Consider the following 25,726-nt stretch of genomic DNA (forward strand, 5'->3'; position numbering starts at 1 on the left):
TCAGCTCCCGGAGACCCACTGCGGTTTGCGCTTGGCCAGGAAGGCCTGGATGCCCTCGCGCCCCTCGTCGCTGGCTCGGATGTCCGCGATGCCCTCCACCGTGCGCCGCACCAGGCCAGCGCCGATCTCGTGGCCCGCCACATCGTGCAGCAGACTCTTGCAGGCCTTCAGTGCCTGCGGCCCGGCGTTGACCAGCGACTGCGCGATCTCGCCCAGCCTGGCATCGAGTGCGTCGGCCGGCACGGCCTCATGCACCAGGCCCATGCGCAGTGCCGCGGCGGCATCGAAGCGCTCGGCGGTGAGAAACCAGCGATGCGCCGCGCGCGCGCCGATCGCGCGGATCACGTAGGGACTGATGGTGGCCGGGATCAGCCCCAGCCGCACTTCGCTCAGGCAGAACTGCGCGCTGTCCGCGGCCACCGCCATGTCGCAGACGGCCACCAGCCCCACGCCGCCCGCGTAGGTGTCGCCGTGCACGCGCGCGATCGTCGGCTTGGGACAGCGGTAGATCACCTCGAGCAGGCGGGCCAGCCGGGACGCGTCCTCGATGTTCTCCTCGCGCGTGTACTCCGCCATGCGTTTCATCCAGTTCAGGTCGGCGCCGGCGCAGAAGGCGGGGCCGGCACCGGCGAGCACGACGCAGCGCACCTCGTCGCGCTTGGCGAGTTCGAGGAACACCGCGGTGAGTTCGGCGATGACCTCGTCGTTGAAGGCGTTGCGCACGTCGGGGCGGTTGAGGGTGACCGTCTCCACGCCGCGATCGAATTGCAGGGCAAGGTGTTTCATGTTCGTCCTTTCGCTGGATGCGTGATGCGGCCGGTGCCTCAGTGGCGCCACGTGCGCAGTCCGCGCACCTGCTCGAAGGCGTCGAAGTCGCGGCCGCGATGCAGCAGGGTGTACCCGTTTTCTATGCAGAAGCTGGCGATCAGGACGTCCATGCCACTGCGGAGCGTGAAGCCCGCCGCCCGCAACGCGCGGTAGTGCTGGGCAGCCTCGATCGCCATTCCCGCGCCGCCCGCCGTCTCCACGTCCAGGGCTCCCATCAGCAGGCGGGCCTGCCGGAACTCGCGCTCGTGGCGGAACCCGCGCAGCACTTCGTACAGGACGAGGTCCGGCACCACGATGCGTACCTCGCCCTCGTCGAGCAGGCGGTGCAGCGTGCGGCTTTGCGGCGTCGCCGCGCCACCGAAGAAATCGATCCAGACGCCCGAGTCAACGACCAGCACGGCGTCGCCTTCCCCCCGGCTCCTGCGCTTCGGCGCGGGTGGCAATGGCGGGCGCCGCCCAGTCGGAGCGCTCGCCGCCTTCCCACTTCAGCCGGCCTTCCCACTTCAGGATCTCGCGACAGGCAGCCTGGCGCGCCAGCAGGCGCAGCCCGGCCTCGACGGCTTCCTTCTTGGTCTGGTACGGGCCCGCCTTCATGGCTTCGGCCAGCAGGCCGTCGTCGATGTCGATGTTGGTGCGCATGATGTGTACCACTCCTGCTTTCCATACACATTCTGCACCTCACATCCGGAACACGCCAAATTTCGTCTCCCCGATGGTCGCGTTCATCGCGGCGGACAGGCCGAGCGCCAGCACGCGGCGGGTGTCCGCCGGATCGATCACGCCATCGTCCCACAGGCGCGCGCTGGCGTAATAGGGATGCGACTGGTGCGCGAACTGCTCCAGCAGCGGCTGCTTGAAGGCCGCCTCTTCCTCGGCGCTCCACTGGCCGCCGCGCGCCTCGATGCCGTCGCGCCTGACGGTGGCCAGCACGCTGGCCGCCTGCTCGCCGCCCATGACGGCAATGCGGGCGTTCGGCCACATCCACAGAAAGCGCGGCGAATAGGCGCGGCCGCACATGCCGTAGTTGCCGGCGCCGTAGCTGCCGCCGATGATCACGGTGAACTTGGGCACGCTGGCCGTCGCCACCGCCGTCACCATCTTGGCGCCGTGGCGGGCGATGCCTTCAGCCTCGTACTTGCGGCCCACCATGAAGCCGGTGATGTTCTGCAGGAACACCAGCGGCACCTTGCGCTGGCAGCACAGTTCGATGAAGTGCGCGCCCTTCTGCGCCGATTCGGAAAACAGGATGCCGTTGTTGGCGACGATGCCCACCGGCATGCCTTCGATGTGGGCGAAGCCGCACACCAGCGTCGCGCCGTAGCGCGCCTTGAATTCGTGGAAGTCCGAGCCGTCGACGATGCGGGCGATGATCTCGCGCACGTCGAAGGGCTTGCGCGTATCGGTCGGAATGACGCCGTACAGCTCCTTGCCGTCGTACCTGGGCGGCTCGGGCTGGCGCAGTTCCAGCGGCGGCACCTTGGGCTTGTTCAGCGTCGCCACGGCGCGCCGGGCGAGCGCCAGCGCATGCGCGTCGTTCATGGCCAGGTGGTCGGCCACGCCGGAGAGCCGCGTGTGCACGTCGCCGCCGCCCAGGTCCTCCGCGCTCACCACCTCGCCGGTGGCGGCCTTCACCAGCGGTGGTCCGCCCAGGAAGATGGTGCCCTGCTCCTTGACGATGATGGTCTCGTCGCTCATCGCCGGCACGTAGGCGCCGCCGGCCGTGCACGATCCCATCACGACCGCGATCTGCGCGATGCCCTGCGCCGAGAGGTTGGCCTGGTTGTAGAAGATGCGGCCGAAGTGGTCGCGGTCGGGGAACACCTCGTCCTGGTTCGGCAGGTTGGCGCCGCCTGAGTCCACCAGGTAGATGCAGGGCAGGCGGTTCTGCGCGGCGATCTCCTGCGCCCGCAGGTGCTTCTTGACGGTGAGCGGATAGTAGGTGCCGCCCTTCACCGTGGCGTCGTTGCAGACGATCATGCAATCGATGCCGCTGACACGGCCGATGCCGGCGATCATGCCGGCGCAAGGCGCGTCCATGGTGCCGTCCTTGCCCAGGTACATGCCGTGCGCGGCCAGGGGCGCGATCTCCAGGAAGGGCGTGCCGGGGTCCAGCAGCATCTGCACGCGCTCGCGCGGTGGCAGCTTGCCGCGTGCCTCGTGCTTCTTGCGCGCCGCCTCGCCGCCACCGGCCGCATGCAGCGCCACCTGCGCATTCAGATCGGCCACCAGCGCCTGCATGGCAGCGGCATTCGACTGGAAGTCCGCGGAACGGGGATTGAGCTGGGTCTCCAGGGCAGGCATGTCTCGGTCTTGGTAGGGGGGTGAGTCGCTCCCGAAGATAGCGCCATCCCGCCCAGCTTGGGGCAGAGCAAGCGCATCGGCGGGGCGGCAAGTTGCCCATCGTGCCACTCTCCGCACCGCCTGCGCGCATGCGCTCCATTCCGGTGCCGGTTGCGCAGCGACGCGCCCCCCAAGCGCCACCAAGCCGCCCTTTGCCTGGGCACGCGGCTTGCACTCAGCCCTGGAACCGGGCGCGGCGTCCGCGGGCTTGCCGCGACCGGCCCTCCCCGCAACCCACTCCAGGAGAACGCCCGTGGCCTACCTTGTCCCCTCCGAATTCGTCACCAAGATGGTCGACGCCGGGGAATCCAAGATCTTCATGGCGCCGCGCGACACGCTGATCCGCGCGTACATGGCCGGTGCGATCCTCGCGCTGGCGGCGGTCTTTGCGGTGAGCATCAACGTGCAGACGGGCCAACCCATCGTCGGCGCCATCCTGTTCCCGGTGGGCTTCTGCATGCTTTACCTGCTGGGCTTCGACCTGCTCACCGGCGTGTTCGTGCTCACTCCCCTCGCGTGGATCGACAAGCGTCCCGGCGTCACCTGGCAGGGCGTGCTGAAGAACTGGGGGCTCGTCTTCGTGGGCAACTTCGCGGGCGCCTTCACCGTCGCCGCCCTGATGGCGATCGTCTTCACCTTCGGCTTCTCCACGGAACCCAATGCAGTGGGCAAGGCGATCGGCGTGATCGGCGAGAACCGCACGCTGGGCTATGCGAAGTACGGCGCGGCCGGCATGCTGACGCTGTTCGTGCGCGGCATGCTGTGCAACTGGATGGTGTCCACCGGCGTGGTGGGCGCGATGATCTCCACCACCGTCAGCGGCAAGGTGATCGCGATGTGGATGCCGATCATGCTGTTCTTCTACATGACCTTCGAACATTCGGTGGTCAACATGTTCCTGTTTCCCTCGGGCCTGATGCTGGGCGGCCACTTCTCGATTCTCGACTACATGATCTGGAACGAGATCCCCACGGTGCTGGGCAACCTGATCGGCGGCTTGTCCTTCACCGGCCTGACGCTCTATGCCACGCACCTGAAGACCGCGCCGCGCCGCGTCGCCGCCTGAGATGCCGTGAACGAATCGCTCACGCCCGCGCGTCGATTCATTCACAGCGTGTTGTGCCGCTGAAGGTCGCCGCCGGCCAGTACTCCGCAGCCGGCCGCAAGCCGGCCAACCAGGACTTCCACGGCCTGGCCGTTCCGCGCGAGCCGCTGCTGGCGACCAAGGGCGTGGCCATCGCGCTGGCCGACGGCATCAGCAGCAGCGCCTCGGGCCGGCAGGCCAGCGCCGCGGCGGTGCACGGCTTCCTCGCCGACTACTACTGCACCTCGGAAACGTGGTCGGTGAAGAAGTCGGTCGAGCGCGTGCTGGCGGCCATCAACTCGTGGCTGTTCGCGCAGACGCAGCAGGGCCAGGGCCGCTACGACAAGGACCGCGGGTGGGTCTGCACCTTCAGCGCCATCGTCGTCAAGGGACGCACGGCGCACCTGTTCCACGTCGGCGATGCGCGCATCTGGCAGGTGCAGGGACAGGCCCTCGAGCCGCTCACGACGGAGCACCGGGTGCATGTGGGTGGCGGCCAGAGCCACCTCGGGCGGGCGCTGGGCGTCGCGCCCCACCTGGAGATCGATTACCGCAGCGTGCCGCTGGCGCCGGGCGACACCTTCGTGCTGGCCACCGACGGCGTGCACGAGCACGTGCCCCATGGCGCCATCCTCGCCGCGCTGACCACGCACGACAACGACCTGGATGCTGCGGCCCGCGCGATCGCCGACCAGGCGCTGCATCGCGGCAGCGAGGACAACCTCACGGTGCAGGTGTTGCGCATCGAGGCCTTGCCGCAGCCCGAGGCCGGCGAGCTGCACGACGCGGCTGCCGCGCTGCCGCTGCCGCCGCTGCTGGCGCCGCGCATGGAGTTCGACGGCTGGACCATCGTGCGTGAGCTGCATGCCAGCAGCCGCAGCCACATCCACCTGGCGGTGGACCTGGCCACGCAGCAGATCGCCGTGCTGAAGACGCCTTCGATAGCTCTGGCCGACGATCCGGCCTACCGCGAACGCTTCCTGCTGGAGGAATGGGTGGCGCGGCGCATCGACAGCCCGCACGTGGTGCGTGCCGTCGCCACAGGCCGGCCCCGCCGCGCGCTCTACCTCGCGCTGGAGTACATCGAGGGCCGCACCTTGCGCCAGTGGATGGTGGACCATCCGCGGCCCCCGCTCGATGCGGTGCGCGCCATCGTCGGGCAGGTCGCGCGCGGGCTGCGTGCATTGCACCGCATGGAGATGGTCCACCAGGACCTGCGGCCGGAGAACGTGATGATCGATGCCACCGGCACGGTGCGCATCATCGACCTGGGTGCGACCAGCGTCGCCGGCATCGTCGAGACCACCGGCCGCGGCGACCACCTGCTGGGCACGCCGCAGTACAGCGCGCCCGAATGCTTTCTGGGCGGCGGCGGCACGCCAGCGGCCGACCAGTTCGCGCTGGCGGTGATCGGCTACGAGATGCTCACCGGGCAGCTGCCTCATGGCGCGCAGCTGGCGCAATGCCGCACGCTGGCGCAGCAAAAGCGGGTGCGCTATCGAACGCTGCTGGCCGTGCGCCCCGAGCTGCCCTTGTGGATCGACGAGGCGCTGCGCAAGGCCGTGCAGCCGGAGCCGCAGCGCCGGCACGGCGACGTCGACGAGTTCGTCGCCAGCCTGCATCGGCCCGACTCGGCGCAGCCGGTGCGGCGCCGGCCGCCACTGGCGGCGCGCGATCCGGTGGCCTTCTGGCAAGGTGTGTCCTTGCTGCTGGCGATCGGCTGGCTGGCGATGTGGGGCCTGCGATCGGTGGGCGCGTGATGGCGCGGCCGGCGCTAGGATTGCGGCCACCCCACGGCCGGAGCCCGCGATGAACAAACCCCTGCGCACCCTGGCGCTGCTTGCCTCCCTGGTTCTTGCCGGCGCCGCGCAGGCGCAGGTGCCGCCGCAAGGCAACGCCGACCAGGAGAGCATGCTGGCCGCAGCCGACGCGCATGTCGCCGCCAACAAGCGCCTGGTGTACGACTTCTGGCGCGAGGTGTTCGAGGGCGGCCATCTCGAATTCGCCGACAAGTACCTGGCCGAGGGCTACATCCAGCACAACCCGAACGTGCCCACGGGCCGCGCCGCCTTCGTCACCTTCTTCGGCCGCTTCGTCAAGCCGAAGCCGGTGGCGGCCCGCATCAACGCGCCGCTGGTGGCCGTCGTGGGCGAAGGCGACATGGTGGTGCTGGCCTTCGCGCGCGAGAACCCCGACCCGAAGGACCCCACGCGCAAGTACGCGACGACGTGGTTCGACATGTTCCGCCTCGAAGGCGGGAAGATCGCGGAGCACTGGGATCCGGCGTTGAAACAGTAGGATGGGATGGGCGAAGCCCACACCACCATGCGCCCCCGGGGCAGGCATGGCGGCCGCACGGTGGGGTGCCCTGCGGGCACCCCACCCTACCTGGGCCGCTGGTTAACCCCCGTCACTGCCGCCCCGCCCAGCCCCTATCCTGCACTCCCGCCCACCGCCTCCGGAGACTGCCCGATGCTGCGCCGACTCTCGTCCACCCTGGTCCTCGCTGCCTGTGCCCTCGCTCCGCTTGCCTGGCCGGTGGCCGCGCGGGCCCAGGGCGAGCCGCTGAAGATCGGCTTCCTCACGGTGCGCACCGGCCCGCTGGCCGCGGGCGGACGGCAGATGGAACAGGGCATCCAGTTGCTGCTGAAGGAGCGCAACAACATGCTGGCGGGACGCAAGGTGGAACTGATCATCGCCGACACCGGCGGCAATCCCGCCGGCGCCAAGACCAAGACACAGGAACTGGTGGAGAAGGACAAGGTGGACGTGATCATCGGCCCGCTCGCCACCTTCGAGGCGATCGCCATCGACGACTACGTGCTCAATGCCAAGGTGCCGCTGATCACGCCCACCTCCGCGGCGCAGAACGACCTGGCGCAACAGAAGAAGAACGACTATGTGATCCACGCCGTCGGCACCGCGGCCCAGCCCACGCACGTGCTCGGGCAATACGCGGCGAAGAAGCTCGGGCTCAAGCGCGTGGCCCTGATCGCCGACGACTTCGCCTACGGTCACGAGGGCGCGGCCGGCTTCTTCAAGGCCTACGAGGACAACGGCGGCCGCGCCGTCCAGCGCCTGTGGCCGCCCTTGAACGTGCCCGACTACGGCAACTACATCGCGCAGATCAAGCCCGACGTCGACGGCGTGTATGCCGGCTTCGCGGGCACCAACGGCGTGCGCTTCCTGAAGCAATACAAGGAGTACCAGCTGAAACCGGTGGTGCTCGGCAACCCGACCGCCGTCGACGAGGGAATCCTCAAGCTGATGGGCGACGAGGCGCTGGGCGTCTACTCCGCGAGCTGGTATTCGGCGGCGCTGGAAACCCCCGACAACAAGCGTTTCGTGCAGGCGGTGCAGAACGAATACAAGGTCACGCCCGGCTTCTACACCGCGGGCACCTACACCGCCGGGCTGTGGCTCGAGGCCGCCTTGAAGACGGTCAATGGCCGCTTCGAGGACAAGCCCGCGTTCGTGCGGGCCTTGCACCAGGCGAAGCTCACCAGCGGACCGATGGGGCCGATCCACCTCGACGAGTATGGCAAGCCCGTGCTGAACATCTACGTGCGCAAGGTGGAGCGCAAGAACGGGCAACTGGTGAACACCATCGTCGAGACCTTCCCGGAGGTCACGCAGTTCTGGACCTATGCGCCCCGGGATTTCCTGGCGATGCCGCCCTATTCGCGCGACACGCCGGCGGCAACCCACCTGGAATGAGGCCGCGCTTCGTTCCCTGATCTGCCTCCGAGTTACCGGCCGTCGGGCTGTACGGCCGCCGGGCGTTGGACCCAGCGCGCGCACGGCAACGTACACTCGGCTCCCTCCAAAAGAAAGCCAACCCGAGTACACGCATGAACAAGACCGAGCTTGTCCAGGCCCTGGCCGCCGCCACCGACCAATCGCAGGCGGCCGCTGCCCGGTCCCTGGAAGCCTTCATCAAGATCGTCTCCGACGAGTTGTCGCGCGGCGGTGAAGTCGCCATCACCGGCTTCGGCGCCTTCAAGGCCGCGTCGCGCGCGGAGCGCGCCGGCCGCAACCCAAAGACCGGCGAGGCCATGACGATCGCCGCCTCGACCGCCGTGAAGTTCGTGCCGGGTGCGGCACTGAAGTCGGCGGTGAACACGGCGAAGGGCGAATAGCGCCAGGCGGCGGGGCAGCTGCCTCAGCCAAACGCCTCCAGCGTCTTCCCCCCCGCCTCCACCGGCTTCGCGTGGATGAGGATCACTGCCATCGTGCAGGGCTCGCTGCCGCGGTTCACCCAGTTGTGCACGGTGCCGCGCTGGACCATCACGTCGCCGGTCTTCAGGTGCACCTGCTCGCCCTCGTCGAGCTCCATGTCGATCTCGCCGGCCATGACGACGATGTAGTCGATCGAGTCGGTGCGGTGCACGCGCTTCTGCACGCCCGGCAGGAAGTGCAGGATGCGAAACACCGTGCCGTTCTCGATCATCGTGAAGCGGCCCGGGCGCGCAGCCGCGTCCGCCTGGCCGTCGTTGTCGGCCGGGGTGGTATCGGTCGTCCAGATGTTGCGCAGGAAGCCGTTGGGCCGGCCCTCGGTGAAATCGCTGCAGACCTCGTCGATCTTGACGATGGCCTTGCCCTCGGCATCGTGGCCGGTGATGACGCGGCGGACTTTGGGTGCTTCGTTCATGTTCATTGAATCCTGATCCTGGCGTCGCGAATCACGCCGCCCCACTTGTTGACTTCCGAACGGATGTAGGCCGCGAACTCCTCGGAGCCGGCGCCCCCGAGCTCGTAACCGAGGTCGTGCGCATCGGCCTGGAAGGCCGGCGAGGCCATCACGGCGGCGACGTCCGCCTGCAGCTTGCGCACCACGTTTCTGGGCGTGCCGGCGGGCACGAAGAGGCCGTTCCAGCCGGAAGCCTCCACGCCCGGCAGGCCCGCTTCGGCGAGCGTCGGCACATCGGGCAGGATGGGAATGCGGTGCGGACCGGCCACGCCCAGCGCCACCAGCTTGCCGGCCTTGATCAACTGCGCCACCACCACCGGCGCCAGGTAGCCGGTCTTGACGTGCCCCGCCAGCAGGTCGGGCAGTTCGGCCCCGATCGCCTTGTACGGGACCTCCTGCACCTTCAGGCCCTCGACCATGTTGAGCTTGGTGCCCACCAGCTGCGTGATCGAGCCGGTGCCGCCGGACGCGAAGGTCAGCGCCTGGGGCTGCGCCCTGGCGAGCGCCAGGTAGTCCTTCAAGGTCCGCACGTTGAGCGACGGCGTCACCACCATCACGAGCGGCGTCGCGGTCAGCAGCGTCACCGGCTGCAGCGCTTCGTTGAGTTTGCAACAAGCGTCGTTGACCAGCAGGTCGTTCAGCGAGTTGTTGATGTTGGCGTGGAACAGGGTGTAGCCGTCGGGCGCGGCCTTGGCGGCCTCGCGGGCGCCGATGGCACTGTTGGCGCCCGGGCGGTTCTCCACCACCACCGGCTGGCCCCAGCGCGTCTGCAACTGCTCGGCCAGCTTGCGCGCGAACACGTCGACCGCACTGCCCGGCCCGGCCGGCTCGATGATGCGCACCAGCTTGGCCGGATAGTCCTGCGCGGCCGCACCGAAGGGCAGTGCGAGCGCCAGCGCGGCCCCGCAGAAGAAGCGGGCAAGGTTCATGGCGTCTCCTTGTTCATCACGTCCTTCATGAAGCCGGCCAGCGCGTCGGCCAGCGTGTCCTCGTGCGGCGCCCAGTCGGAGAAGGGCAGCAGCGGCACGTCCTGGTCGGCGATGGGCAGGCGGAACAGCACGCTGCCAGGGATCGCTTCGGCGGCAGCCAGGCCGTTCGCCGAGGCATGCGTGTTGTCGTTGCCCGGCACGACGATGGTCGGCACGGCGATAGAGCGCATCGCCTCCTCGGTCATGCCCAGCACGGGCGCGCGTGGGCCGCGCAGGAAGATGTCGAGCCAGTGCTGCATCACGGCGATGTAACGCTGCGGGTCCATGGCCATCAGCCGCTCACGGGTGCGTGGATTGGCGGCGATACGCTCCTGGTACTGCTCGGTGGCACAGACCGCCGCCATGCCGCCTTCCTTGGCCGCCTGGATGAACTGGCCGTAGTACATGGTGGGCAGGCGGCCCGCGGCAAAGGCCCCGCCGGTGATGCGCATCAGCAGCAGCCCGCGCACGAGCTCGGGATGGCGCAGATAGGTGAGCATGGACAGCCGCGCGCCCGAGGAGGTGCCGCCGACGAAGGCCGGCAAGGCGTCCAGATGGCGCAGCAGCAGCACCAGGTCGTCGGCCCAGATCTCCTCCTCGCCGTCCTCGCCCTCGATCAGGACGTCGGAAGCACCGGTGTTGCGGCGGTCGTGCAGCAGCACGCGAAAGCCACGCGCCGCCAGCTTGCGGGCGAAGGAGCGGAATTCGTCGAAACCGCGCCGGCCGCCCGTGACCAGCGCAACCCAGGGCCCCTGCTCCCCGGCCACTTCGTAATGCAGCGCAACGCCGCGAATGGTATGAAAAGGCATGCGGCGGTTGTGCCAAAGCGCGGGCCCGCTGGCAAGGGAGACTACCCGGATGGTGAGCAGTTGCTCAATTAGCGACTGGCTGCCCTGGATCGGATGTCATTGCGGGCTTGACCCGCAATCCACGACGGCGCTTGTACAAGCGCTGCATGGATCCCGGGTCAAGCCCGGGATGACATCCATGGAAGCCCGGGGACGACATCCATGACGTCCAAAGTCAACCCCGCGCCGCGAACCACTCCAGCGCCGGCTGCGCGGCCATCTTCTGCGCCAGCGCCTGCCCATCCCAGCCGGCCGCGTCGCGCGCGGATGGATCCGCCCCGTGCTGCACCAGCAGGTCCATCAGCGCCGTGCGGCCGAACATCGCGGCCATGATGAAGGCGGTCTTGCCGTCGGCCATGCGGCCGTCGACGCGGGCGCCGCGTTCCAGCAGCAGGCGGCACATGGTCTCGTCGCCCTTGAACACGGCGCCGGCCAGCGGGGTCTGGCCGCGGTCGTTCTGCAGTTCCGGGTCGGCGCCGGCGGCCAGCAGTGCCCGCGCAAGCTCGAGGCGCCCGTGGTACGCGGCCAGCATCAGCAGGCTGTCGCCCTTCTCGTTGCGCAGGTTGGGCGGCAGCCCCTGCCGCAGGAAGGAGGCGATCGCCTCCACATGGCCGCTGCGGGTCCATTCGAAGATCTGGCGCACTTGGCGCAGGTCCTCGTCGTCGAGGGTCGGGAGTTGCGGGTCGTCGGTCATGGATTCATTGCGGAGGAAGGCGCCTGCAGCACGAACACGTTCCACGATCCGGGCTTCAGCCGCGCGCGCAGGCCGCCGTCGCCGGCGCGCACTTCGCGGTGCGGCCGCGGCGCCACGGTGTCGGGCGCGTGGACGGTGTTGGCCGCGTTCATGTCCAGGTGGAACAGCTCGTGGGCGTCTATCAATTGCTGGCGCGGATCCATGCCGCGCAGTTCCACCTGCAGCTCCTGCGCCTCGCTGAGGTGGCGGTTCAAGGCGAAGATCGCGGTGCGGCCGCTGGCCGGGTCGTGCGTGGCACTGGCGACCAGGTAGGCCATCTCCGGATGGAGCACGCCGTAGCGCGTGGGCGAGTCGATCACCGGCCGCAGCACCTGGCCGCGGGCATGGCGCGCGGCCAGCGCGAACGGATGGAAGATGGTCTGCCGCCAGGCCGGTCCGCCGGGCTCGGTACGGATCGCGCCGATGGCGTTCACCAGTTGCGCGAGGCAGGCGACCCGCACGCGGTCCGCATTGTTCATCAGCACCGAGAGCGCGCCGCCCGCGGCCAGCGCATCCTCGAAGTTGTAGACCTCCTCGATCAACCGCGGCGTCCGCGGCCATCCCGGCTGGTGCGCATGCGCGCCATGGCGGGCCTTGTACCAGATGTTCCACTCGTCCACCGCCAGCATGATGCGCTTGCGCGAATGGCGGCGCGCCGCCACCGCATCGGCGATCGCCGCCACCTCGCGGATGTGCATGTCCATGCGGTCGATGTTGCCCAGGAACTCCCAGGTGTCGGCATGCGGGTTCTCGAAGTAGGCATGCACCGAAAGCAGGTCGACGTCGTCGAAGCATTGCTCCAGCACCTCGTACTCCCAGGCGCCGAAGGTGGGCAGGTCACGATTGGACGAACCGCAGGCGGTGAGCTGCAGGTGCGGCGAGACGCGGCGCAGCAGCTGCGCGGTGTCGCGCGCCAGCCGCCCGTATTCGGCCGCGGTTTTCTGGCCGATCTGCCAGGGCGCATCCATCTCGTTGCCCAGGCACCAGGAGCGCACGCCGTGCGGTGCCTCGCTGCCATGGCGGCGACGCTGGTCGGAGAGCGCGGTGCCGCCCGGGTGGTTGCAGTACTCGATCAAGCCCCGCGCGTCGTCCGCGCCGCGCGTGCCGAGGTTGACCGCCATCATCGGCTCGACGCTCGCGGCGCGGCACCAGGCGATGAATTCGTCGGTGCCGAACTGGTTGCTCTCGGTGGAGTGCCAGGCCAGGTCCAGCCGCACGGGACGTTGCGCGCGCGGGCCGACGCCGTCCTCCCAGCGGTAGCCGGAAAGAAAGTTGCCGCCGGGGTAGCGCACGATGGTGGCACCCAGCTCGCGCGTGAGGGCCAGCACGTCGCGCCGCAGCCCCTGCGCGTCGGCATCCGGATGGCCCGGCTCGTACAGGCCGGTGTAGACGCAGCGTCCCAGGTGTTCCACGAAGGCGCCGAAGATGCGGCGGTCCAGCTCGCCGATCACGAAGTCGCGGTCCAGCGTCAGGCGCGTGCGGATCATGCGTGGCGCAGCGGGCTCAGTTCCATTCGGGGCGCAGCGTGAAGCGCGCGCTCAGGGTCTCGCCGGGGGCCAGGCGCGCTCCGCCCAGCGGCTCGCGTCCGTACTGCGGCAGCAGGTTCAGCCAGTCGGTGCACTGGCTCACCGGCTCGGCGCAGAAGGACTCGACGCCGCGCGGGCAGTACAGCACGAAGTAATCCAGCGGCGGCTGCGCCTGAAGCGTCAGCACGCGCGCGGGGCCGTGCAGGTCGGCCGGCCACTCGACCCGCGCCGAGTGCTCCCAGCCCACGAAGTTGTTGTCCAGGTCGAGGTTGGAAAGCTCTACGCCGGAGCGCAGTGCATCGACCGGGCCGCCCTCCTGCAGGTCCAGCGGCATCGCTTCCGCATCGCCGCGCCACATGGCACGGGAACGGCTGGTGAGATAGGTGCCGCGGTGGTGCGGGAAGTAGGGATGGTGGCCGATGCCGGCGGGCATCGCCACCGCGTCTTCGTTGCGGATGGAGATCGTCACCTCCAGGGCGCGTTCGTCCAGCGTGAACTGCTGGCGCGCGGAAAAACTCCAGGGCCAGGCTTCGTTGGCCTGGAAGGCGAAGGACAGCTGCGCGTGCTTGGCGCTGGCCTCGGCCACCTGCCACGGCTGCAGCCAGCCGATGCCGTGCAAGGGATGCGGCGAATCCTCGCCCGGGTGGTTCGGCGGAAAACGGATCTCGCGCCCTTCGAAGCTGGCACGCCCGTTGCGAATCCGATTGCAAAAGGGCACCAGCGGAAAACTCGCCATCTCCAGCGGATTGCGCGTGACCAGGCCGGTGGCCGTGGCCGGGCGCAGCCAGTGCAGCGCGCGTCGCTGCCGGCCCTCCTGCCAGTGGCGCGAAAAGCTCGCGATCGAGCCGCCCACCTCGGGCGCCAGCACCAGCCGCAACTCGCCGGCAGCCAGGGTGACCAGCTGCTGCCGGGCTAGGGAATCAGGGGTCATCGTATGCGCTCGTCCTTGGTCGCCAGTCCGGTCAGTAGGCAAAGCTGCGATAGGTTTCCTCGCCCTGCATCAGCTGGTCGTCAGGCACCACGGGGTTGTAGCGCAGCAGCTTGCGGCCGGTCGGCGAGAGCGTCTCCCACGTGCTTTGCGGAATGCGGATGTTCACCTCCGGCCGGTAATACCAGCGCCGGCTGTAGCCGATCACCACCATGGGCCGCGGCGTGTCGGTGTTGTTGGGTGTGCCGCGGTGCACCGCACGCACGTCGCGGATCATCACGTCGCCCATGCGCATGGGCAGGCGATGCTGCGGGATCGCCCCCGATTCCAGGCCGGCCATGGCCTCCGGCTTGTTCATCCGGTGGGTGCCGTACGTGGTTTCGAACGGGCCGTTGTCCTCGCCCACGTCGCACAGCGCAAAGTTGACGGCAAGCTGGAAGGACGGCGTGTCGTTGCTGCCGGTTTCCGGGAACAGCGCCGGCGTGTCGGCGTGCCAGGGCTGGTATTCCGAGCCTTTCAAGGGCGTGTCGCTGGCCAGCTGGCACATCACGGGGTCGGGTCCCGCAACGCGTTCGACGACGGCGAGCAGGTCGCGATCCTCGTAGATCTCCGGGTCGGCCCACAGTCCCTGGAAGGGCAGCGTCACGTAGTAGCGCTGGCTGCCGCGGCTGGACGCCTGCTTCTCACGCGCGATCTGCGCCTGCAGCAGCGGCGGGAAGGCCTGCGCCCAGCGCTGCAGCTTTTCGCGCGGAATGTGGTCGCGCAGGATCACCAGGCTGTCGCGGTTGAACTGGCTCGCGAAGGCATCGTGTTCGGCGGCGGAATAACGCATCGGAAATCGGGAGGTGATGGGGGTGGAGCTCCATGCTTCCACCCCCGGCCGGCCGGTGCAAGCTCAGCACCGGCGGCGCGCTCAGCCGGCCATCGTTCCGGCCAGGGTCTCCGCGTCGCGCAGGTGCTGGCGCAGCACCGGCAGCGTCTTGTCGATATAGGCCTGCAGGTCGCGGTCGGTCACGCTGCGGCGCCCCTGCTCGAAGGCGTTGATCGCCGCGCGGTGATCCTGCACGCCGGTCGTGCGCACGAACTCGCGATCGAGGCCTTGACCGGACAGGCCGGAGAGCGTGCTGACCTTCTGCTGCAGGCTGGGCGGCAGGCCGGGCGCGAGGCTATGGCCCTTGGCGCGCACGAGCGACATCAGTTCGCGGTTGTTGGCCGTGTGGTCGTCGACCAGCATCTGGGCATAGGCGCGCACATGGGTGTCGGAGGCGCGGCTTGCCGCTACCCGGCCGGCCTCGACTTCGTACATGCCGGCGCCGGCGGCCACGGCCACGAACTGCAGATCGGCGGCGGACAGCTGCATCGCCGACGGGCCGGCGGCCATGCTGGTGGTCTGGCTGGTCACCGCGACCGCAGGGGCCGTGCCCATGGCGGTCGGGTTGTGGTACATGCCGCAGCCAGCGAGCGCGAGCGCCGCGCAGGACACCAGGGCGAGGGAAAAGGCGCTGTGCCTGGTCTTGTTCATGACATCTCCTGAAAAACGGAACGCGATCGTGCAGCGAAGCAGGACGACGCCGACGTAGTGGAGCGCGGTTGTCCGATGTAGGACGCGACCGCCCAAGCGCTCGGCTTCGCGGTCGGCACGGCCGCGTGAGCCGCCCCTCTACGGCTCGCCAGCCTTTGCTGCTGACTGGCGTAGGACGAGGTCGATTTGCTTGTGCTTGGGCGCACGGTCGCGGATAGGCTCTCCAGAATGGCTCTCATGAAAACACTCGTCGTCTTCTCACACCTGCGCTGGAACTTCGTCTATCAACGTCCGCAGCATCTGCTGTCGCGGCTGGCGCACCGATGGCCCGTGATCTTCATCGAAGAACCCATGCCCGATTCGGACCAGGACCGGATCGAGCACATCGCCGCCGCGCCTGGCGTCGAAGTGTGGCGGCCGCACGTGCGGGGCGGCGCGCACGGGTTCCACCCCGATCACAAGGCCGTGATGCAGCGACTGGTGGCGCAGTCCCTCGCCGACCAGCGCATCCAGGATTACTGGATCTGGTTCTACACGCCCATGGCGCTCCCGATGGCCGCCAAGCTCGAGCCCGAGGGCATCATCTACGACAGCATGGATGAGCTGTCGCTGTTCCGCGGTGCGCCGCGCGAGCTGATCGACCAGGAGAACGCGCTGTTCAAGGCGGCCGACCTCGTCTTCACCGGCGGCCGCAGCCTCTACAACGCCAAGAAGACGCGCCATGCCAACGTGCACTGCTTTCCGAGCAGCGTCGACGCACTGCACTTCCGCCAGGGCACGCCGGACCATCCGCTGCAGCAGGCCATCGCGCATCCGCGCCTGGGCTACTGCGGCGTGATCGACGAGCGCATCGACCTGGAGCTGATCGCGGGCATCGCCGACCGGCGCCCCGACTGGCAGATCGTGATGGTCGGCCCGGTGGTGAAGATCGATCCGGCCCACTGCCCGCAGCGTCCCAACATCCACTGGCTGGGCCAGCAGGGCTACGACGATCTGCCGGCCTTCATCAACGGCTGGGACGTCTGCCTGCTGCCGTTCGCGCTGAACGAGTCGACCCGCTTCATCAGCCCCACCAAGACGCTCGAGTACATGGCGTGCGGGCGGCCCTGCGTCAGCACGGCGATCCGCGACGTGGTCGAGCCTTATGGACACGTCGTGCCGATCCACCCCGATGCCGACGGCTTCGTGGCGGCCGCCGAGTCCTTCCTGCAGCTCGACGCAGCAAGCAAGGCGCAGCATGACCGCCAGGTCGCGGACATCATCGCCCGCACCTCGTGGGACGCCACCGCCGCAGCGATGGCCGACCTGATCGCGCAGGCGCAGGCCCGCCGCGAGCAGGAGGAACTGCCGGTCGCCAACATCGCGGCCGAACTGGCACGGGCCTCCTCGGCCTCCTCGGCATCGGCGGCCCTCAGCGCCTGAAACCCATCCGGCCGGGTCGGCCGCTGGCCGATCCGGCCGACCCCAGAAGTACCGGAGACTCCCATGGACAAGATCAGCCAAGACCTCGAGCGCGCCGCCGCCTCCACCGTTCCCGGCCGTGCCGGATTCGATTACCTGATCGTCGGCGCCGGCTTTGCCGGCAGCGTGCTGGCGGAGCGCCTTGCGACCCAGATGAATCAGCGCGTGCTGATCGTCGACAAGCGCCCGCACATCGGCGGCAATGCCTACGACCGCTACGACGACCACGGCGTGCTCATCCACCCCTACGGCCCGCACATCTTCCACACCAACTCGGAAGACATCTTCGACTACCTCTCGCGCTTCACCGAGTGGCGGCCCTACCAGCACCGCGTGCTGGCCAGCGTCGACGGCCAGACGGTGCCGATGCCGATCAACCTCGACACGATCAACAAGCTGTACGGGCTGAACCTCACCTCCTTCGAGGTGGAGAAGTTCTTCGAGTCGGTCGCCGAGAAGAAGGACGAGATCAAGACTTCCGAGGACGTGGTGGTCAGCAAGGTCGGCCGCGAGCTCTACAACAAGTTCTTCCGCGGCTACACGCGCAAGCAGTGGGGGCTGGACCCGAGCGAGCTCGACGCCAGCGTGACCGCGCGCGTGCCCACCCGCACCAATCGCGACGACCGCTACTTCGCCGACAAGTTCCAGGCCATGCCCAGGCATGGCTACACGCGCATGTTCGAGAAGATGCTGAATCACCCGAACATCAAGGTGATGACCAACACCGACTATCGCGAGATCGTCGACGTGGTTCCGTGGAAGCACATGGTCTACACCGGGCCGATCGATGCCTTCTTCGACCACAAGTACGGCAAGCTGCCTTACCGCAGCCTGCGCTTCGAGCACGTGAACGTGGCGAAGGAGCAGTTCCAGGCGGTGGGCACCGTCAACTATCCCAACGACTACGGCTACACCCGCATCAGCGAGTTCAAGCACATCACCGGGCAGGAATGCGCCAGCACCTCGGTGGTGTACGAATACCCGTGCGCCGAAGGCGACCCGTACTACCCGGTGCCGCGGCCCGAGAACGCGCAGCTGTACAAGCAGTACGAAGCCGAAGCCGAGGCCACGCCCAACGTCACCTTCGTGGGCCGGCTGGCCACCTACCGCTACTACAACATGGACCAGGTGGTGGGCCAGGCGCTCGCCACCTTCAAGAGGCTGCACGCCGCGCACCAGGCGGCGGACCGGACCCTCGACGACGTCACGGCGCTGGCAGCGTCCGTGGCGGCCTGATGCGGATCGAGTTGTGGGCGGGTCCGGAATGCACGGTCAACCGGGTCGGCGACCGGTTCAAGGACCAGTTGCCGGCCAGCGGCTTCGCCCACCGCATCGACGATCTTGACCGGCTGGCCAGCCTGGGCGCCACGCGCCTGCGCTTCCCCCTGGTGTGGGAGCGCACGGAGCGCGAGCGCGGCAGCCTCGACTGGACCTGGAGCGACCCGCGCATCGCGCGGCTGCGCGAGCTGAATGTCCGTCCCATCGCCGGCCTGCTGCACCACGGCAGCGGCCCGGCCTGGACCGACCTGCTGGATCCGGCGTTCCCCGAATTGCTGGCCGAATACGCAGCGGCGGCGGCGCAGCGCTATCCCGACATCGACGCCTGGACGCCGGTCAACGAGCCGCTCACCACGGCGCGCTTCAGCGGGCTGTATGGCGTGTGGTACCCGCACCGGCGCGACGACGAGAGCTTCGTGCGCGCCTTGCTCAACGAGCTGCGCGGCACCCAGCTGGCGATGCGTGCGATCCGCAAGGTGAACCCGCGGGCGCAGCTGGTGCAGACCGAGGACCTCGGCTTCGCGACCAGCTCGCCGCGCCTGGCGTACCAGGCGGAGTTCGAGAACCTGCGCCGCTGGCTGTCGTTCGACCTGCTCACGGGCCGCGTCGATCGCCAGCACGGGATGTGGAAGTACCTGCGCAAGCACGGCGCTAGCGAGCAGGAGCTGCTGCAGTTCCAGCGCGATCCCTGTCCGCCCGACATCGTCGGCATCAACAGCTATCTCACCAGCGAGCGCCATCTCGACGAACGCGTGGAGCTCTATCCGCCGCACTACGTCGGCGGCAACGGCCGTGACGCCTACGCCGACGTGGAAGCGGTGCGCGTGTCCGGCGCCATCATCGGCAGCTTCGAGGCGCGGCTGCGCGAGACGAGCCAGCGCTATGGCCTGCCGGTGGCGATCACCGAGGTGCACCTGGGTTGCACGCGCGAGGAGCAGCTGCGCTGGCTGCACCAGGCCTGGCGCGCCGCCGAGAACGTGCGCATGGAGGGGCGCGACGTGCGCGCCGTCACCTGCTGGGCCGCCTTCGGCAGCTTCGACTGGACCAGCCTGGTCACGCGCGACGACGGCCACTACGAACCCGGCCTGTGGGATGTGCGCTCGGACCCGCCGCGCGAAACCGCGCTGGCCGGATTGGCCCGCCAGCTGGCGAACGGCCAGGCGCCGACCCATCCCGCGCTGGACAGCCCGGGCTGGTGGCAGCGCGATCATCGCATCAAGTTTCCGCCGACCGGCCGGCTGCAGGCGCTCCCCGCGCGCGGCCGGCCCCTGCTGATCACCGGGGCCACCGGCACGCTGGGACGCGCCTTCGCGCGCGTGTGCGAAGAGCGCGGCCTGCGCTATCACCTGCTGCACCGCGCCGACATGGACGTGGCCGATCCCGCTTCGGTGGAAGCGGCGCTGGAGCACTGGCAGCCCTGGGCCATCGTCAACACCGCCGGCTTCGTGCGGGTGGACGATGCCGAAGACGATGCCCGCCAATGGCGCGAGAACGTGACCGGGCCGCAGGTGCTGGCCCAGGCCTGCGCGCGCCAGGGCATCAAGCTCCTGAGCTTTTCCAGCGACCTGGTGTTCGACGGCGGCAAGGACCAGCCCTATGTGGAAGGCGACCGCGCGGCGCCGCTCAATGCCTACGGGCGCGCCAAGCGCGAGGCCGAACGCCGCATGCTCGCCTTCTACCGCGGCGCGCTGGTCGTGCGCACGGCGGCTTTCTTCGGTCCCTGGGACCAGCACAACTTCGTGACGCAGGCACTCGCGGCCCTGCGCCGTGGCGAGCGCTGGCAGGCGGCGCAGGACCAGTGGGTCTCGCCGACCTACGTGCCCGACCTGGCGCATGGCGCGCTCGACCTGCTGATCGACGGCGAGAGCGGCATCTGGCACCTGGCCAACCGCGGTGCGGTGAGCTGGTCGCAGCTGGCCTGCATGGCGGCCGAGGGTGCGCGGCTCGATGCCGGGCTCGTGCAGGCGGTGCCGGGTGCCAGCCTGGGCTGGGTGGCGCGGCGTCCGCGCTTCTCGGCGCTGGCCAGCGAGCGCGGCCTGGTGATGCCCACCCTGGAAGAGGGCCTGAGCCGCTATCTTGCGGCGTGTGCCGGGCAAGGCGCGCGTGACATACTCGAGCCCGCATTGTCATGAGCAACAACACTGAGCCCACCGTCGTGGTGGCCGGCGGCGCCGGCTACATTGGTTCCCACATGGTCCGCATGCTGGCGGAGAGTGGCTTCCGGGTGGTCGTGGTCGACAACCTGGCCACCGGCTATGCGGACGCCGTGCAAGACGGCACGCTGCGCATCGGCGACATCGGCGACCCGGCCTTCATGGGCCCGCTGCTGCGCGAGTTGCAGCCGCAGTGCGTCATGCACTTCGCGGCGGCCAGCCTGGTGGGCGAGTCGATGACCGCGCCGGCCAAGTACTGGCGCAACAACCTCGTGCAGACGCTGAACCTGCTGGACACGATGCTGGAATGCGGCGTCAAGCAGTTCATCTTCTCGTCGACGGCGGCGGTGTACGGCAATCCGGTCGAAGTACCGATCACCGAACAGCATCCGCAGGTGCCGATCAATCCCTACGGCAACAGCAAGCTGGCGGTGGAGAAGGCGCTGGCGGATTACAGCGCCGCCTACGGGCTGCGCTCGATCACGCTGCGCTACTTCAATGCCGCCGGTGCGCATCCGGACGGCAGCATCGGCGAGCGGCACGAACCCGAGACGCACCTGATCCCGCTGGTGCTGCAGGTGGCCTCGGGCCGGCGCCCCTTCATCTCGCGCTTCGGCTCGAAGTTCGCCACGCCGGACGGTTCCTGCGTGCGCGACTACATCCACGTGCAGGACCTGTGCACGGCGCACCTGCTGGCGCTGCGCAAGCTGGGCGAGGGCGCGCAGACCACGATCTACAACCTGGGCAACGGCAACGGCCACTCGGTCAATGAAGTGATCGAAGCGGCGCGCCGCGTCACGGGCCATCCGATCCCGCTGCGCGACGATCCCCCGCGCGCCGGCGATCCGCCGGTGCTGGTCGCCGACGCCAGGCGCGCGCGGGCGGAGCTGGCCTGGGTGCCGCAGTACCCGGACATCGAGACCATCCTGGCGCACGCGTGGCAGTGGGAGCAGAAGTTCGCGCAGATGAAGAAGGGGCGCTGAGGCCCTTGCCGGCGGCGCAGACCGTTGCGCGCACAACCAACGTGGCCTGCGCGCAAGCCAGGAACGATCTGTAGGACGGCGGCCATCCGGCCGCTACCGGCGCACCTTCCTCGCAGTCCACGGCGCACCTACCGCGCGCCATGCAGTTGTTTGTAGTAATGGACAGACAGCCTCCTGCTGTCTCCACCCCGCCAGAGTCGAGGCGGTCTCCAGCCATTCAACATGACCAAGCTGCTTTCCATCACCCTCCTCACTGCCTTCCTCGCCGCCTGCTCCTCGTGGTCGGGCATGCACTCGTCATCGATGGGCAACACCTCCGCGGACCTGCAGCACAGCACCGACAGCGCCGCCGCCAAGCACGACAACCCGGCCGCCGTCAGCCCCGGCGGCAAGTAAGCTGCCGTCTCGCCTCAGACGGGTGCCGGCACCAGCTGGCGCCCGTTGTGGCCGGCGCCGTTGTACTTGGCCAGCACCGCTTGGGCGATCTGCGCGATCGCACCGGTGCGGCACAGCGCCACACAGGCGCCGCCAAAGCCCGCGCCCGTCAGGCGCGCCCCGAACACGCCCTCTTCCGCCTGCAGCCAGCGCACCAGCAGATCGAGCTCCGGTGTCGAGACTTCGTAGTCATCTCGCAGGCTCGCATGCGAGGCGTTCATCAACTGGCCGAATTCCGCGGCATCGCTGCACTGCGCCGCCTGCAGCACGCGCGCGTTCTCGGTGAACACGTGGCGGGCGCGCCGCCTGGCGACATCGTCGCCGGCGAGCTGCTCGATGTCTTCCAGCCGCTGCACGTCGCGCAGCGAAGCCACGCCGAGCAGCCGTGCGGCGCGCTCGCACTCGGCGCGCCGCTGGTTGTAGCCGCTGCCCGCGAGCGTGCGGGCGACGCCCGAATCCAGCACCAGCACCGCGCTGCCGGGCGGCAGGGGCACCTCGCGCCGCTCCAGCGAGCGCGTGTCGATCAGCACGGCGCGATCGGTGCCGGCCAGGCTTGAGGCCATCTGGTCCATGATCCCGCAGTGGACGCCGGCGAACTCGATCTCGGCACGCTGCGCCAGTTGCGCGATCTGCACGTCGTCGAAGGGCAGGTCCAGCAGGCGCCGCAGGCAGCGCAGCGTCGCCACTTCCAGCGCCGCGCTGGAGGACAGGCCCACGCCCATGGGCACCTCGGAACTCACGCGGATGTCCAGCCCCGGCACGTCCGCCCGTTGCGCCCGCGCCAGCGCGAGGCAGCCGAAGACGTAGGTGGCGAAATGCTCCTCGGGCGGATCGTCGAACGAGAAGGCGACGCTCGCACCCAGTTCCGCCGCGTGCAGCGAAAAACGGTCGGTGCCATTGCGCCGCATGCTCACCTGCGTGCGCTGCGTGATCGCCACCGGCAGCACGAAGCCGTCGTTGTAGTCGGTGTGCTCGCCCAGCAGGTTGACGCGGCCGGGCGCATCGGCCACGGCGTCGGCTTGGCCGGACAGGTCGCTCGCCATCGTCATCAGACGGTCACCTCCACCTGTTGCAGCTCGCGCGCCTTTTCCTCGGGCAGCGCGTCCATCGCGAAGAAGCCGGCCGCCAGTTCGGTGCCGGCCAGGTATTTCAGCCGGTCGCGCGTGCGATAGGGCGGCCACAGCTGCGCGTGCAGGTGCGACTCCGGATGCGGCTGGCCGTCCGTGGGCGCCTGGTACCAGGCCATCAGATAGGGGAAGGGCCGCTGCCACAAGCCGTCGTACTTCAACAGCACCGTCTTGAGCGCGCGCGCGAGGTCGGCGCGCACCGCGTCATCGAGCTGCGCGAAGCCTTCGACCGCTCGCACGGGCGCGATCCACACCTCGTAGGGATAGCGCGCGCAGACCGGCACGAAGGCCGCGGCATGCGGCCCCTCGTACAGCATGCGGGCGCCGTCGCGGCGCTCGGCCTCGATGTGCATCTCCAGCAGGGCGCGGCCATGTTTCGCGTAGTGCTCCGTGGCCACCTGCTGGATGCGCGCGGGCACCGGCGGCACCACGGGATACGCATAGATCTGCCCGTGCGGATGGTGCAGCGTCACACCCACCTCGGCACCGCGGTTCTCGAAGGGCAGCACGTATTCGATCTGCGGCTCGCCGCCGATGCGCCGCGTGCGGTCGCCCCACACCTGCAACAGCAGCTCCATGTGGTCCAGGGGCAGTGCGCCGAGCGAAGCAGTGCGGTCCTGCGTGAACACGACCACCTCGCAGCGGCCCTGCGCCGGCGCCGTCGGCACGATCAGGTCCGGCGGCGGCACCTGCAAGCCGCCCAGCGACGGGAAGCGGTTCTCGAACACCGCGATATCCCACGGGCCGGTCGGCACCTCGGTGGGATTGGCGGGATCGGTCATCGGCGCCAGCGGGTTGTATTCCGGCGGCGGCAGGAAGGTGCGGTCCTGCCGGTACGCCGCATAGGTGACCCACTCGCCGCGCACCGGGTGCCAGCGCAGGTGCGCGCCGCCGCGCAGCGGATCCGCGAACGGCGACGGCGCCTGCAAGCCTTGCGGCAGCGGCTGCCGCGCGTACAGCGTCATGCTGCGGCCGTCCGGCTTGGTCAGCTCCAGCGTATGCATCACGCCGCTCCGGGGATGTAGGTGCGCGAACGCGAGGTGACCTTGCGGATGCGCTCCAGCGGAATCTTGGGCGAGCGGTCCGCGTGCAGCAGCCCGTTGGCCTCCTGGAAGGTGTCGGCGAATTGCGTGTAGCAGAAGCCCGAGAACAGCGCCGTGTTGACGATGGTCTCCAGCAGCGCCTCGTAGTGCCGGGCGAAGGTCTCGGGGTCGCTGATCTCGGTGTAGCCCCAGACCTTCTTCACGCCCTCTTCGGTGTGCGTCTGGTAGGTGATGCCGCCGAATTCGGTCAGCATGATCGGCTGGCCCTGGTGCGGATAGCCATCGAGCGTCAGCACGCGGCCCCCGGGGCGGCGCCGGTCGAACAGCTGCTCCGTCTCCACCTCGGGTCCGTAGCGCTGGCGGATGTGATCGAGGTTGGAGTCGTAGTCGTGGATGCCGATGATGTCGGTGGCCGAGGACTCCCATCCGTCGTTGCCGATCACCGCCCGGCTCTGGTCGAGGGTCTTGGTCAGGTGATAGAGCGCCTCCACCGCGTGCCGGTGGGCCTGCACCGATGGCAGCTCCGGCACGCCCCAGGACTCGTTGAAGGGAACCCACACGATGATGCAGGGGTGGCTGTAGTCGCGGTCGATCGCCTCGGTCCACTCGCGGATCGTGCGCTTGATGGCGGTGCGGGTGAAGCGGTAGGCCGAGGGCATCTCCTCCCACACCAGCAGGCCCAGCTTGTCGGCCCAGTACAGGTAGCGCGGGTCCTCGATCTTCTGGTGCTTGCGCACGCCGTTGAAGCCCATCTCCTTGGCGAGCTCCACGTCCCGCTTCAAGGCTTCGTCGTCCGGGGCGGCCAGCAGCGTGTCGGGCCAGTAGCCCTGGTCCAGCACCATGCGCAGCACGTAGGGCCGGCCATTGAGCATGAAGCGGTCGCGCAGCACCGTGGCCGAACGCAGCGCGGTGTACGACTGCACCTCGTCGACCATCTCTCCCTTGAGCCACAGGCGCAGCCTGGCATCGATCAGCGTGGGCCGCTCGGGGCTCCACAGCAGCTCGTTGCGGAAGTCGTCGATCCCGGGATCGGAAAGGACGACATAGCGATCGACCTCGCCGTCGACCACGCGATAGCGGTCCCTGGCCAGCAGGCGGTCGCCCGCGCGCAGCTCCAGTTCGAGCGAGGCCTCGTCGCCGGCGACGCCTTCGATGCGCGCCTCGAAGCCGAGGGCGAAGCCCTCCAGCCGGGGCGTCCAGCGGATCTTGTCGATATAGGTGGTCGGCACCCGCTCGAACCACACCGTCTGCCAGATGCCGGTGGTGCGGGGATACCAGATCGAGTGCGGCTCGAGTTGCCAGTCCTGCTTGCCGCGCGGCTTGGTGAGGTCGAACGGATCGTCCTCGGCGCGCACCGTCACCGTCTGCACGCCGTCCGGCCTGAGCATCTCCGTGATGTCGGCCCAGAAGGGGGTGTGGCCGCCTTCGTGGGTCACTGCCAGCTGGCCGTTGACCCAGACGCGCGCCGAATAGTCGATGGCGCCGAAGCGCAGGATCACGCGGTCGCGCCCGGGCTTGCACTCGAATTCGCGCTCGTACCAGCAGGCGTGGTGGAAGCCGCGATCGCCGATGCCGCTGGCTTTCGATTCGGGTGGAAACGGCACGGTGATTTCCAGCGGCCAGTCCGCCACCTCGGCGGGACAGTTGAGGCAGGCTTCGTCGTCGAAGCGAAAGCGCCAGCGGCCGTTGAGCGAAGTCCATTGGGCCCGCTGCAGTTGCGGGCGGGGATAGCCATGTTGCGAGCCGGTCTGCAAGTCTTGTTCTCCTGAAAACGCGCAG

General features: G+C 68.9%; 25 protein-coding genes. 10 read left to right on the forward strand and 15 right to left on the reverse strand.

The features are described 5' to 3' along the window. From JWP60_RS17435 to JWP60_RS17450, 4 genes are read right to left on the reverse strand one after another with little or no spacing between them, the layout of a single operon-like run. Positions 1–786, reverse strand: a complete 786-nt coding sequence (locus JWP60_RS17435; protein ID WP_299794171.1) for an enoyl-CoA hydratase/isomerase family protein — start codon at positions 784–786, stop codon at positions 1–3. A 38-nt stretch (positions 787–824) separates the two neighbouring features. Beyond that, complete coding sequence (locus tag JWP60_RS17440; RefSeq protein WP_299794172.1) at positions 825–1,226, reverse strand: PIN domain nuclease; 402 nt, start codon at positions 1,224–1,226, stop codon at positions 825–827. Next, positions 1,213–1,467 carry a type II toxin-antitoxin system VapB family antitoxin gene (locus tag JWP60_RS17445; RefSeq protein WP_299794174.1) on the reverse strand — a complete coding sequence of 85 codons (255 nt, stop codon included), beginning with the start codon at positions 1,465–1,467 and terminating at the stop codon, positions 1,213–1,215. Before JWP60_RS17445 ends, JWP60_RS17440 begins: the two co-directional genes overlap by 14 nt. Before the next feature lie 39 nt (positions 1,468–1,506). Continuing rightward, on the reverse strand, positions 1,507–3,129 hold the full coding sequence (locus JWP60_RS17450) for a carboxyl transferase domain-containing protein (protein WP_299794177.1): 1,623 nt from the start codon (positions 3,127–3,129) through the stop codon (positions 1,507–1,509). Between the two features lie 292 nt (positions 3,130–3,421). Between JWP60_RS17450 and JWP60_RS17455 the strand changes: the two genes are divergently transcribed. The 5 genes from JWP60_RS17455 (at position 3,422) to JWP60_RS17475 (ending at position 8,391) form a co-directional block, all read left to right on the forward strand. Beyond that, positions 3,422–4,234, forward strand: coding sequence for a formate/nitrite transporter family protein (locus JWP60_RS17455; RefSeq protein ID WP_299794180.1), 813 nt, complete (start codon positions 3,422–3,424; stop codon positions 4,232–4,234). 53 nt (positions 4,235–4,287) lie between these two features. After that, the gene (locus JWP60_RS17460) at positions 4,288–6,012 is read left to right on the forward strand and encodes a bifunctional protein-serine/threonine kinase/phosphatase (protein ID WP_299794182.1); all 1,725 of its coding nucleotides are present in this window, start codon (positions 4,288–4,290) and stop codon (positions 6,010–6,012) included. A gap of 49 nt (positions 6,013–6,061) precedes the next feature. Next, positions 6,062–6,550 carry a nuclear transport factor 2 family protein gene (locus JWP60_RS17465; RefSeq protein WP_299794184.1) on the forward strand — a complete coding sequence of 163 codons (489 nt, stop codon included), beginning with the start codon at positions 6,062–6,064 and terminating at the stop codon, positions 6,548–6,550. A gap of 174 nt (positions 6,551–6,724) precedes the next feature. Further along, positions 6,725–7,969 (forward strand): ABC transporter substrate-binding protein, encoded by a 1,245-nt coding sequence (locus JWP60_RS17470; RefSeq protein ID WP_299794186.1) that lies wholly within the window; start codon positions 6,725–6,727, stop codon positions 7,967–7,969. A 65-nt stretch (positions 7,970–8,034) separates the two neighbouring features. Then, positions 8,035–8,391, forward strand: coding sequence for an HU family DNA-binding protein (locus tag JWP60_RS17475; protein WP_299794189.1), 357 nt, complete (start codon positions 8,035–8,037; stop codon positions 8,389–8,391). A 23-nt stretch (positions 8,392–8,414) separates the two neighbouring features. On the opposite strand, the gene JWP60_RS17480 is transcribed toward JWP60_RS17475, so the two are convergent. From JWP60_RS17480 to JWP60_RS17515, 8 genes are all read right to left on the reverse strand, one after another. Next, positions 8,415–8,903 (reverse strand): cupin domain-containing protein, encoded by a 489-nt coding sequence (locus JWP60_RS17480; RefSeq protein ID WP_299794192.1) that lies wholly within the window; start codon positions 8,901–8,903, stop codon positions 8,415–8,417. A gap of 2 nt (positions 8,904–8,905) precedes the next feature. Next, entirely contained in the window at positions 8,906–9,871 is a 966-nt protein-coding gene (locus JWP60_RS17485; RefSeq protein ID WP_299794195.1) for a tripartite tricarboxylate transporter substrate binding protein, read from the reverse strand. Then, entirely contained in the window at positions 9,868–10,719 is an 852-nt protein-coding gene (locus JWP60_RS17490; RefSeq protein WP_299794197.1) for an alpha/beta hydrolase, read from the reverse strand. The genes JWP60_RS17485 and JWP60_RS17490 overlap by 4 nt, the downstream gene beginning before the upstream one ends. Before the next feature lie 214 nt (positions 10,720–10,933). Further along, positions 10,934–11,452 carry an ankyrin repeat domain-containing protein gene (locus JWP60_RS17495; RefSeq protein ID WP_299794200.1) on the reverse strand — a complete coding sequence of 173 codons (519 nt, stop codon included), beginning with the start codon at positions 11,450–11,452 and terminating at the stop codon, positions 10,934–10,936. After that, positions 11,449–12,978 carry an alpha-N-arabinofuranosidase gene (locus JWP60_RS17500; protein ID WP_299794203.1) on the reverse strand — a complete coding sequence of 510 codons (1,530 nt, stop codon included), beginning with the start codon at positions 12,976–12,978 and terminating at the stop codon, positions 11,449–11,451. Before JWP60_RS17500 ends, JWP60_RS17495 begins: the two co-directional genes overlap by 4 nt. A gap of 16 nt (positions 12,979–12,994) precedes the next feature. Then, a complete protein-coding gene (locus JWP60_RS17505) occupies positions 12,995–13,948 on the reverse strand; it encodes an aldose 1-epimerase (RefSeq protein ID WP_299794206.1) in 954 nt (317 codons plus the stop codon). A gap of 31 nt (positions 13,949–13,979) precedes the next feature. Beyond that, positions 13,980–14,777 carry a phytanoyl-CoA dioxygenase family protein gene (locus tag JWP60_RS17510; protein WP_299794209.1) on the reverse strand — a complete coding sequence of 266 codons (798 nt, stop codon included), beginning with the start codon at positions 14,775–14,777 and terminating at the stop codon, positions 13,980–13,982. An 81-nt stretch (positions 14,778–14,858) separates the two neighbouring features. Beyond that, entirely contained in the window at positions 14,859–15,467 is a 609-nt protein-coding gene (locus JWP60_RS17515) for a DUF4142 domain-containing protein (RefSeq protein WP_299794212.1), read from the reverse strand. 237 nt (positions 15,468–15,704) lie between these two features. On the opposite strand from JWP60_RS17515, the gene JWP60_RS17520 reads away from it, so the two are divergent. The 5 genes from JWP60_RS17520 (at position 15,705) to JWP60_RS17540 (ending at position 21,738) form a co-directional block, all read left to right on the forward strand. Beyond that, positions 15,705–16,889 carry a glycosyltransferase gene (locus JWP60_RS17520; protein WP_299794215.1) on the forward strand — a complete coding sequence of 395 codons (1,185 nt, stop codon included), beginning with the start codon at positions 15,705–15,707 and terminating at the stop codon, positions 16,887–16,889. 63 nt (positions 16,890–16,952) lie between these two features. Beyond that, complete coding sequence (glf, locus tag JWP60_RS17525) at positions 16,953–18,164, forward strand: UDP-galactopyranose mutase (protein ID WP_299794218.1); 1,212 nt, start codon at positions 16,953–16,955, stop codon at positions 18,162–18,164. After that, entirely contained in the window at positions 18,164–20,338 is a 2,175-nt protein-coding gene (locus JWP60_RS17530) for a family 1 glycosylhydrolase (protein ID WP_299794221.1), read from the forward strand. The genes glf and JWP60_RS17530 overlap by 1 nt, the downstream gene beginning before the upstream one ends. After that, the gene (gene galE, locus JWP60_RS17535) at positions 20,335–21,342 is read left to right on the forward strand and encodes a UDP-glucose 4-epimerase GalE (RefSeq protein WP_299794223.1); all 1,008 of its coding nucleotides are present in this window, start codon (positions 20,335–20,337) and stop codon (positions 21,340–21,342) included. Before JWP60_RS17530 ends, galE begins: the two co-directional genes overlap by 4 nt. Before the next feature lie 222 nt (positions 21,343–21,564). Next, positions 21,565–21,738: a hypothetical protein gene (locus tag JWP60_RS17540; protein WP_299794225.1), complete on the forward strand. Its 174-nt coding sequence runs from the start codon at positions 21,565–21,567 to the stop codon at positions 21,736–21,738. Between the two features lie 14 nt (positions 21,739–21,752). On the opposite strand, the gene galK is transcribed toward JWP60_RS17540, so the two are convergent. The 3 genes from galK to JWP60_RS17555 are packed head-to-tail and all read right to left on the reverse strand — an operon-like array spanning position 21,753 to position 25,701. Next, complete coding sequence (gene galK, locus JWP60_RS17545; protein WP_299794227.1) at positions 21,753–22,826, reverse strand: galactokinase; 1,074 nt, start codon at positions 22,824–22,826, stop codon at positions 21,753–21,755. Then, on the reverse strand, positions 22,826–23,908 hold the full coding sequence (gene galT, locus JWP60_RS17550) for a galactose-1-phosphate uridylyltransferase (protein WP_299794230.1): 1,083 nt from the start codon (positions 23,906–23,908) through the stop codon (positions 22,826–22,828). Before galT ends, galK begins: the two co-directional genes overlap by 1 nt. Continuing rightward, entirely contained in the window at positions 23,908–25,701 is a 1,794-nt protein-coding gene (locus JWP60_RS17555) for a glycoside hydrolase family 2 TIM barrel-domain containing protein (RefSeq protein WP_299794232.1), read from the reverse strand. The genes galT and JWP60_RS17555 overlap by 1 nt, the downstream gene beginning before the upstream one ends. Positions 25,702–25,726: the final 25 nt, after the last annotated feature.

The sequence above is a fragment of the Ramlibacter sp. genome (assembly GCF_028291745.1).
Lineage (GTDB): Bacteria > Pseudomonadota > Gammaproteobacteria > Burkholderiales > Burkholderiaceae_C > Ramlibacter.

Excerpts from the sequence above, each read along its gene's own strand:
- galK (WP_299794227.1), bottom strand. The coding sequence starts at position 22,826 with ATGACGATGGCGAGCGACCTGTCCGGCCAAGCCGACGCCGTGGCCGAT.
- JWP60_RS17540 (WP_299794225.1), top strand. The coding sequence starts at position 21,565 with ATGACCAAGCTGCTTTCCATCACCCTCCTCACTGCCTTCCTCGCCGCC.
- JWP60_RS17495 (WP_299794200.1), bottom strand. The coding sequence starts at position 11,452 with ATGACCGACGACCCGCAACTCCCGACCCTCGACGACGAGGACCTGCGC.
- JWP60_RS17510 (WP_299794209.1), bottom strand. The coding sequence starts at position 14,777 with ATGCGTTATTCCGCCGCCGAACACGATGCCTTCGCGAGCCAGTTCAAC.
- JWP60_RS17530 (WP_299794221.1), top strand. The coding sequence starts at position 18,164 with ATGCGGATCGAGTTGTGGGCGGGTCCGGAATGCACGGTCAACCGGGTC.
- JWP60_RS17505 (WP_299794206.1), bottom strand. The coding sequence starts at position 13,948 with ATGACCCCTGATTCCCTAGCCCGGCAGCAGCTGGTCACCCTGGCTGCC.
- JWP60_RS17485 (WP_299794195.1), bottom strand. The coding sequence starts at position 9,871 with ATGAACCTTGCCCGCTTCTTCTGCGGGGCCGCGCTGGCGCTCGCACTG.
- JWP60_RS17450 (WP_299794177.1), bottom strand. The coding sequence starts at position 3,129 with ATGCCTGCCCTGGAGACCCAGCTCAATCCCCGTTCCGCGGACTTCCAG.
- JWP60_RS17480 (WP_299794192.1), bottom strand. The coding sequence starts at position 8,903 with ATGAACGAAGCACCCAAAGTCCGCCGCGTCATCACCGGCCACGATGCC.
- JWP60_RS17465 (WP_299794184.1), top strand. The coding sequence starts at position 6,062 with ATGAACAAACCCCTGCGCACCCTGGCGCTGCTTGCCTCCCTGGTTCTT.
- glf (WP_299794218.1), top strand. The coding sequence starts at position 16,953 with ATGGACAAGATCAGCCAAGACCTCGAGCGCGCCGCCGCCTCCACCGTT.
- JWP60_RS17470 (WP_299794186.1), top strand. The coding sequence starts at position 6,725 with ATGCTGCGCCGACTCTCGTCCACCCTGGTCCTCGCTGCCTGTGCCCTC.
- galE (WP_299794223.1), top strand. The coding sequence starts at position 20,335 with ATGAGCAACAACACTGAGCCCACCGTCGTGGTGGCCGGCGGCGCCGGC.
- JWP60_RS17435 (WP_299794171.1), bottom strand. The coding sequence starts at position 786 with ATGAAACACCTTGCCCTGCAATTCGATCGCGGCGTGGAGACGGTCACC.
- JWP60_RS17445 (WP_299794174.1), bottom strand. The coding sequence starts at position 1,467 with ATGCGCACCAACATCGACATCGACGACGGCCTGCTGGCCGAAGCCATG.
- JWP60_RS17515 (WP_299794212.1), bottom strand. The coding sequence starts at position 15,467 with ATGAACAAGACCAGGCACAGCGCCTTTTCCCTCGCCCTGGTGTCCTGC.
- JWP60_RS17500 (WP_299794203.1), bottom strand. The coding sequence starts at position 12,978 with ATGATCCGCACGCGCCTGACGCTGGACCGCGACTTCGTGATCGGCGAG.
- JWP60_RS17520 (WP_299794215.1), top strand. The coding sequence starts at position 15,705 with ATGAAAACACTCGTCGTCTTCTCACACCTGCGCTGGAACTTCGTCTAT.
- galT (WP_299794230.1), bottom strand. The coding sequence starts at position 23,908 with ATGCATACGCTGGAGCTGACCAAGCCGGACGGCCGCAGCATGACGCTG.
- JWP60_RS17490 (WP_299794197.1), bottom strand. The coding sequence starts at position 10,719 with ATGCCTTTTCATACCATTCGCGGCGTTGCGCTGCATTACGAAGTGGCC.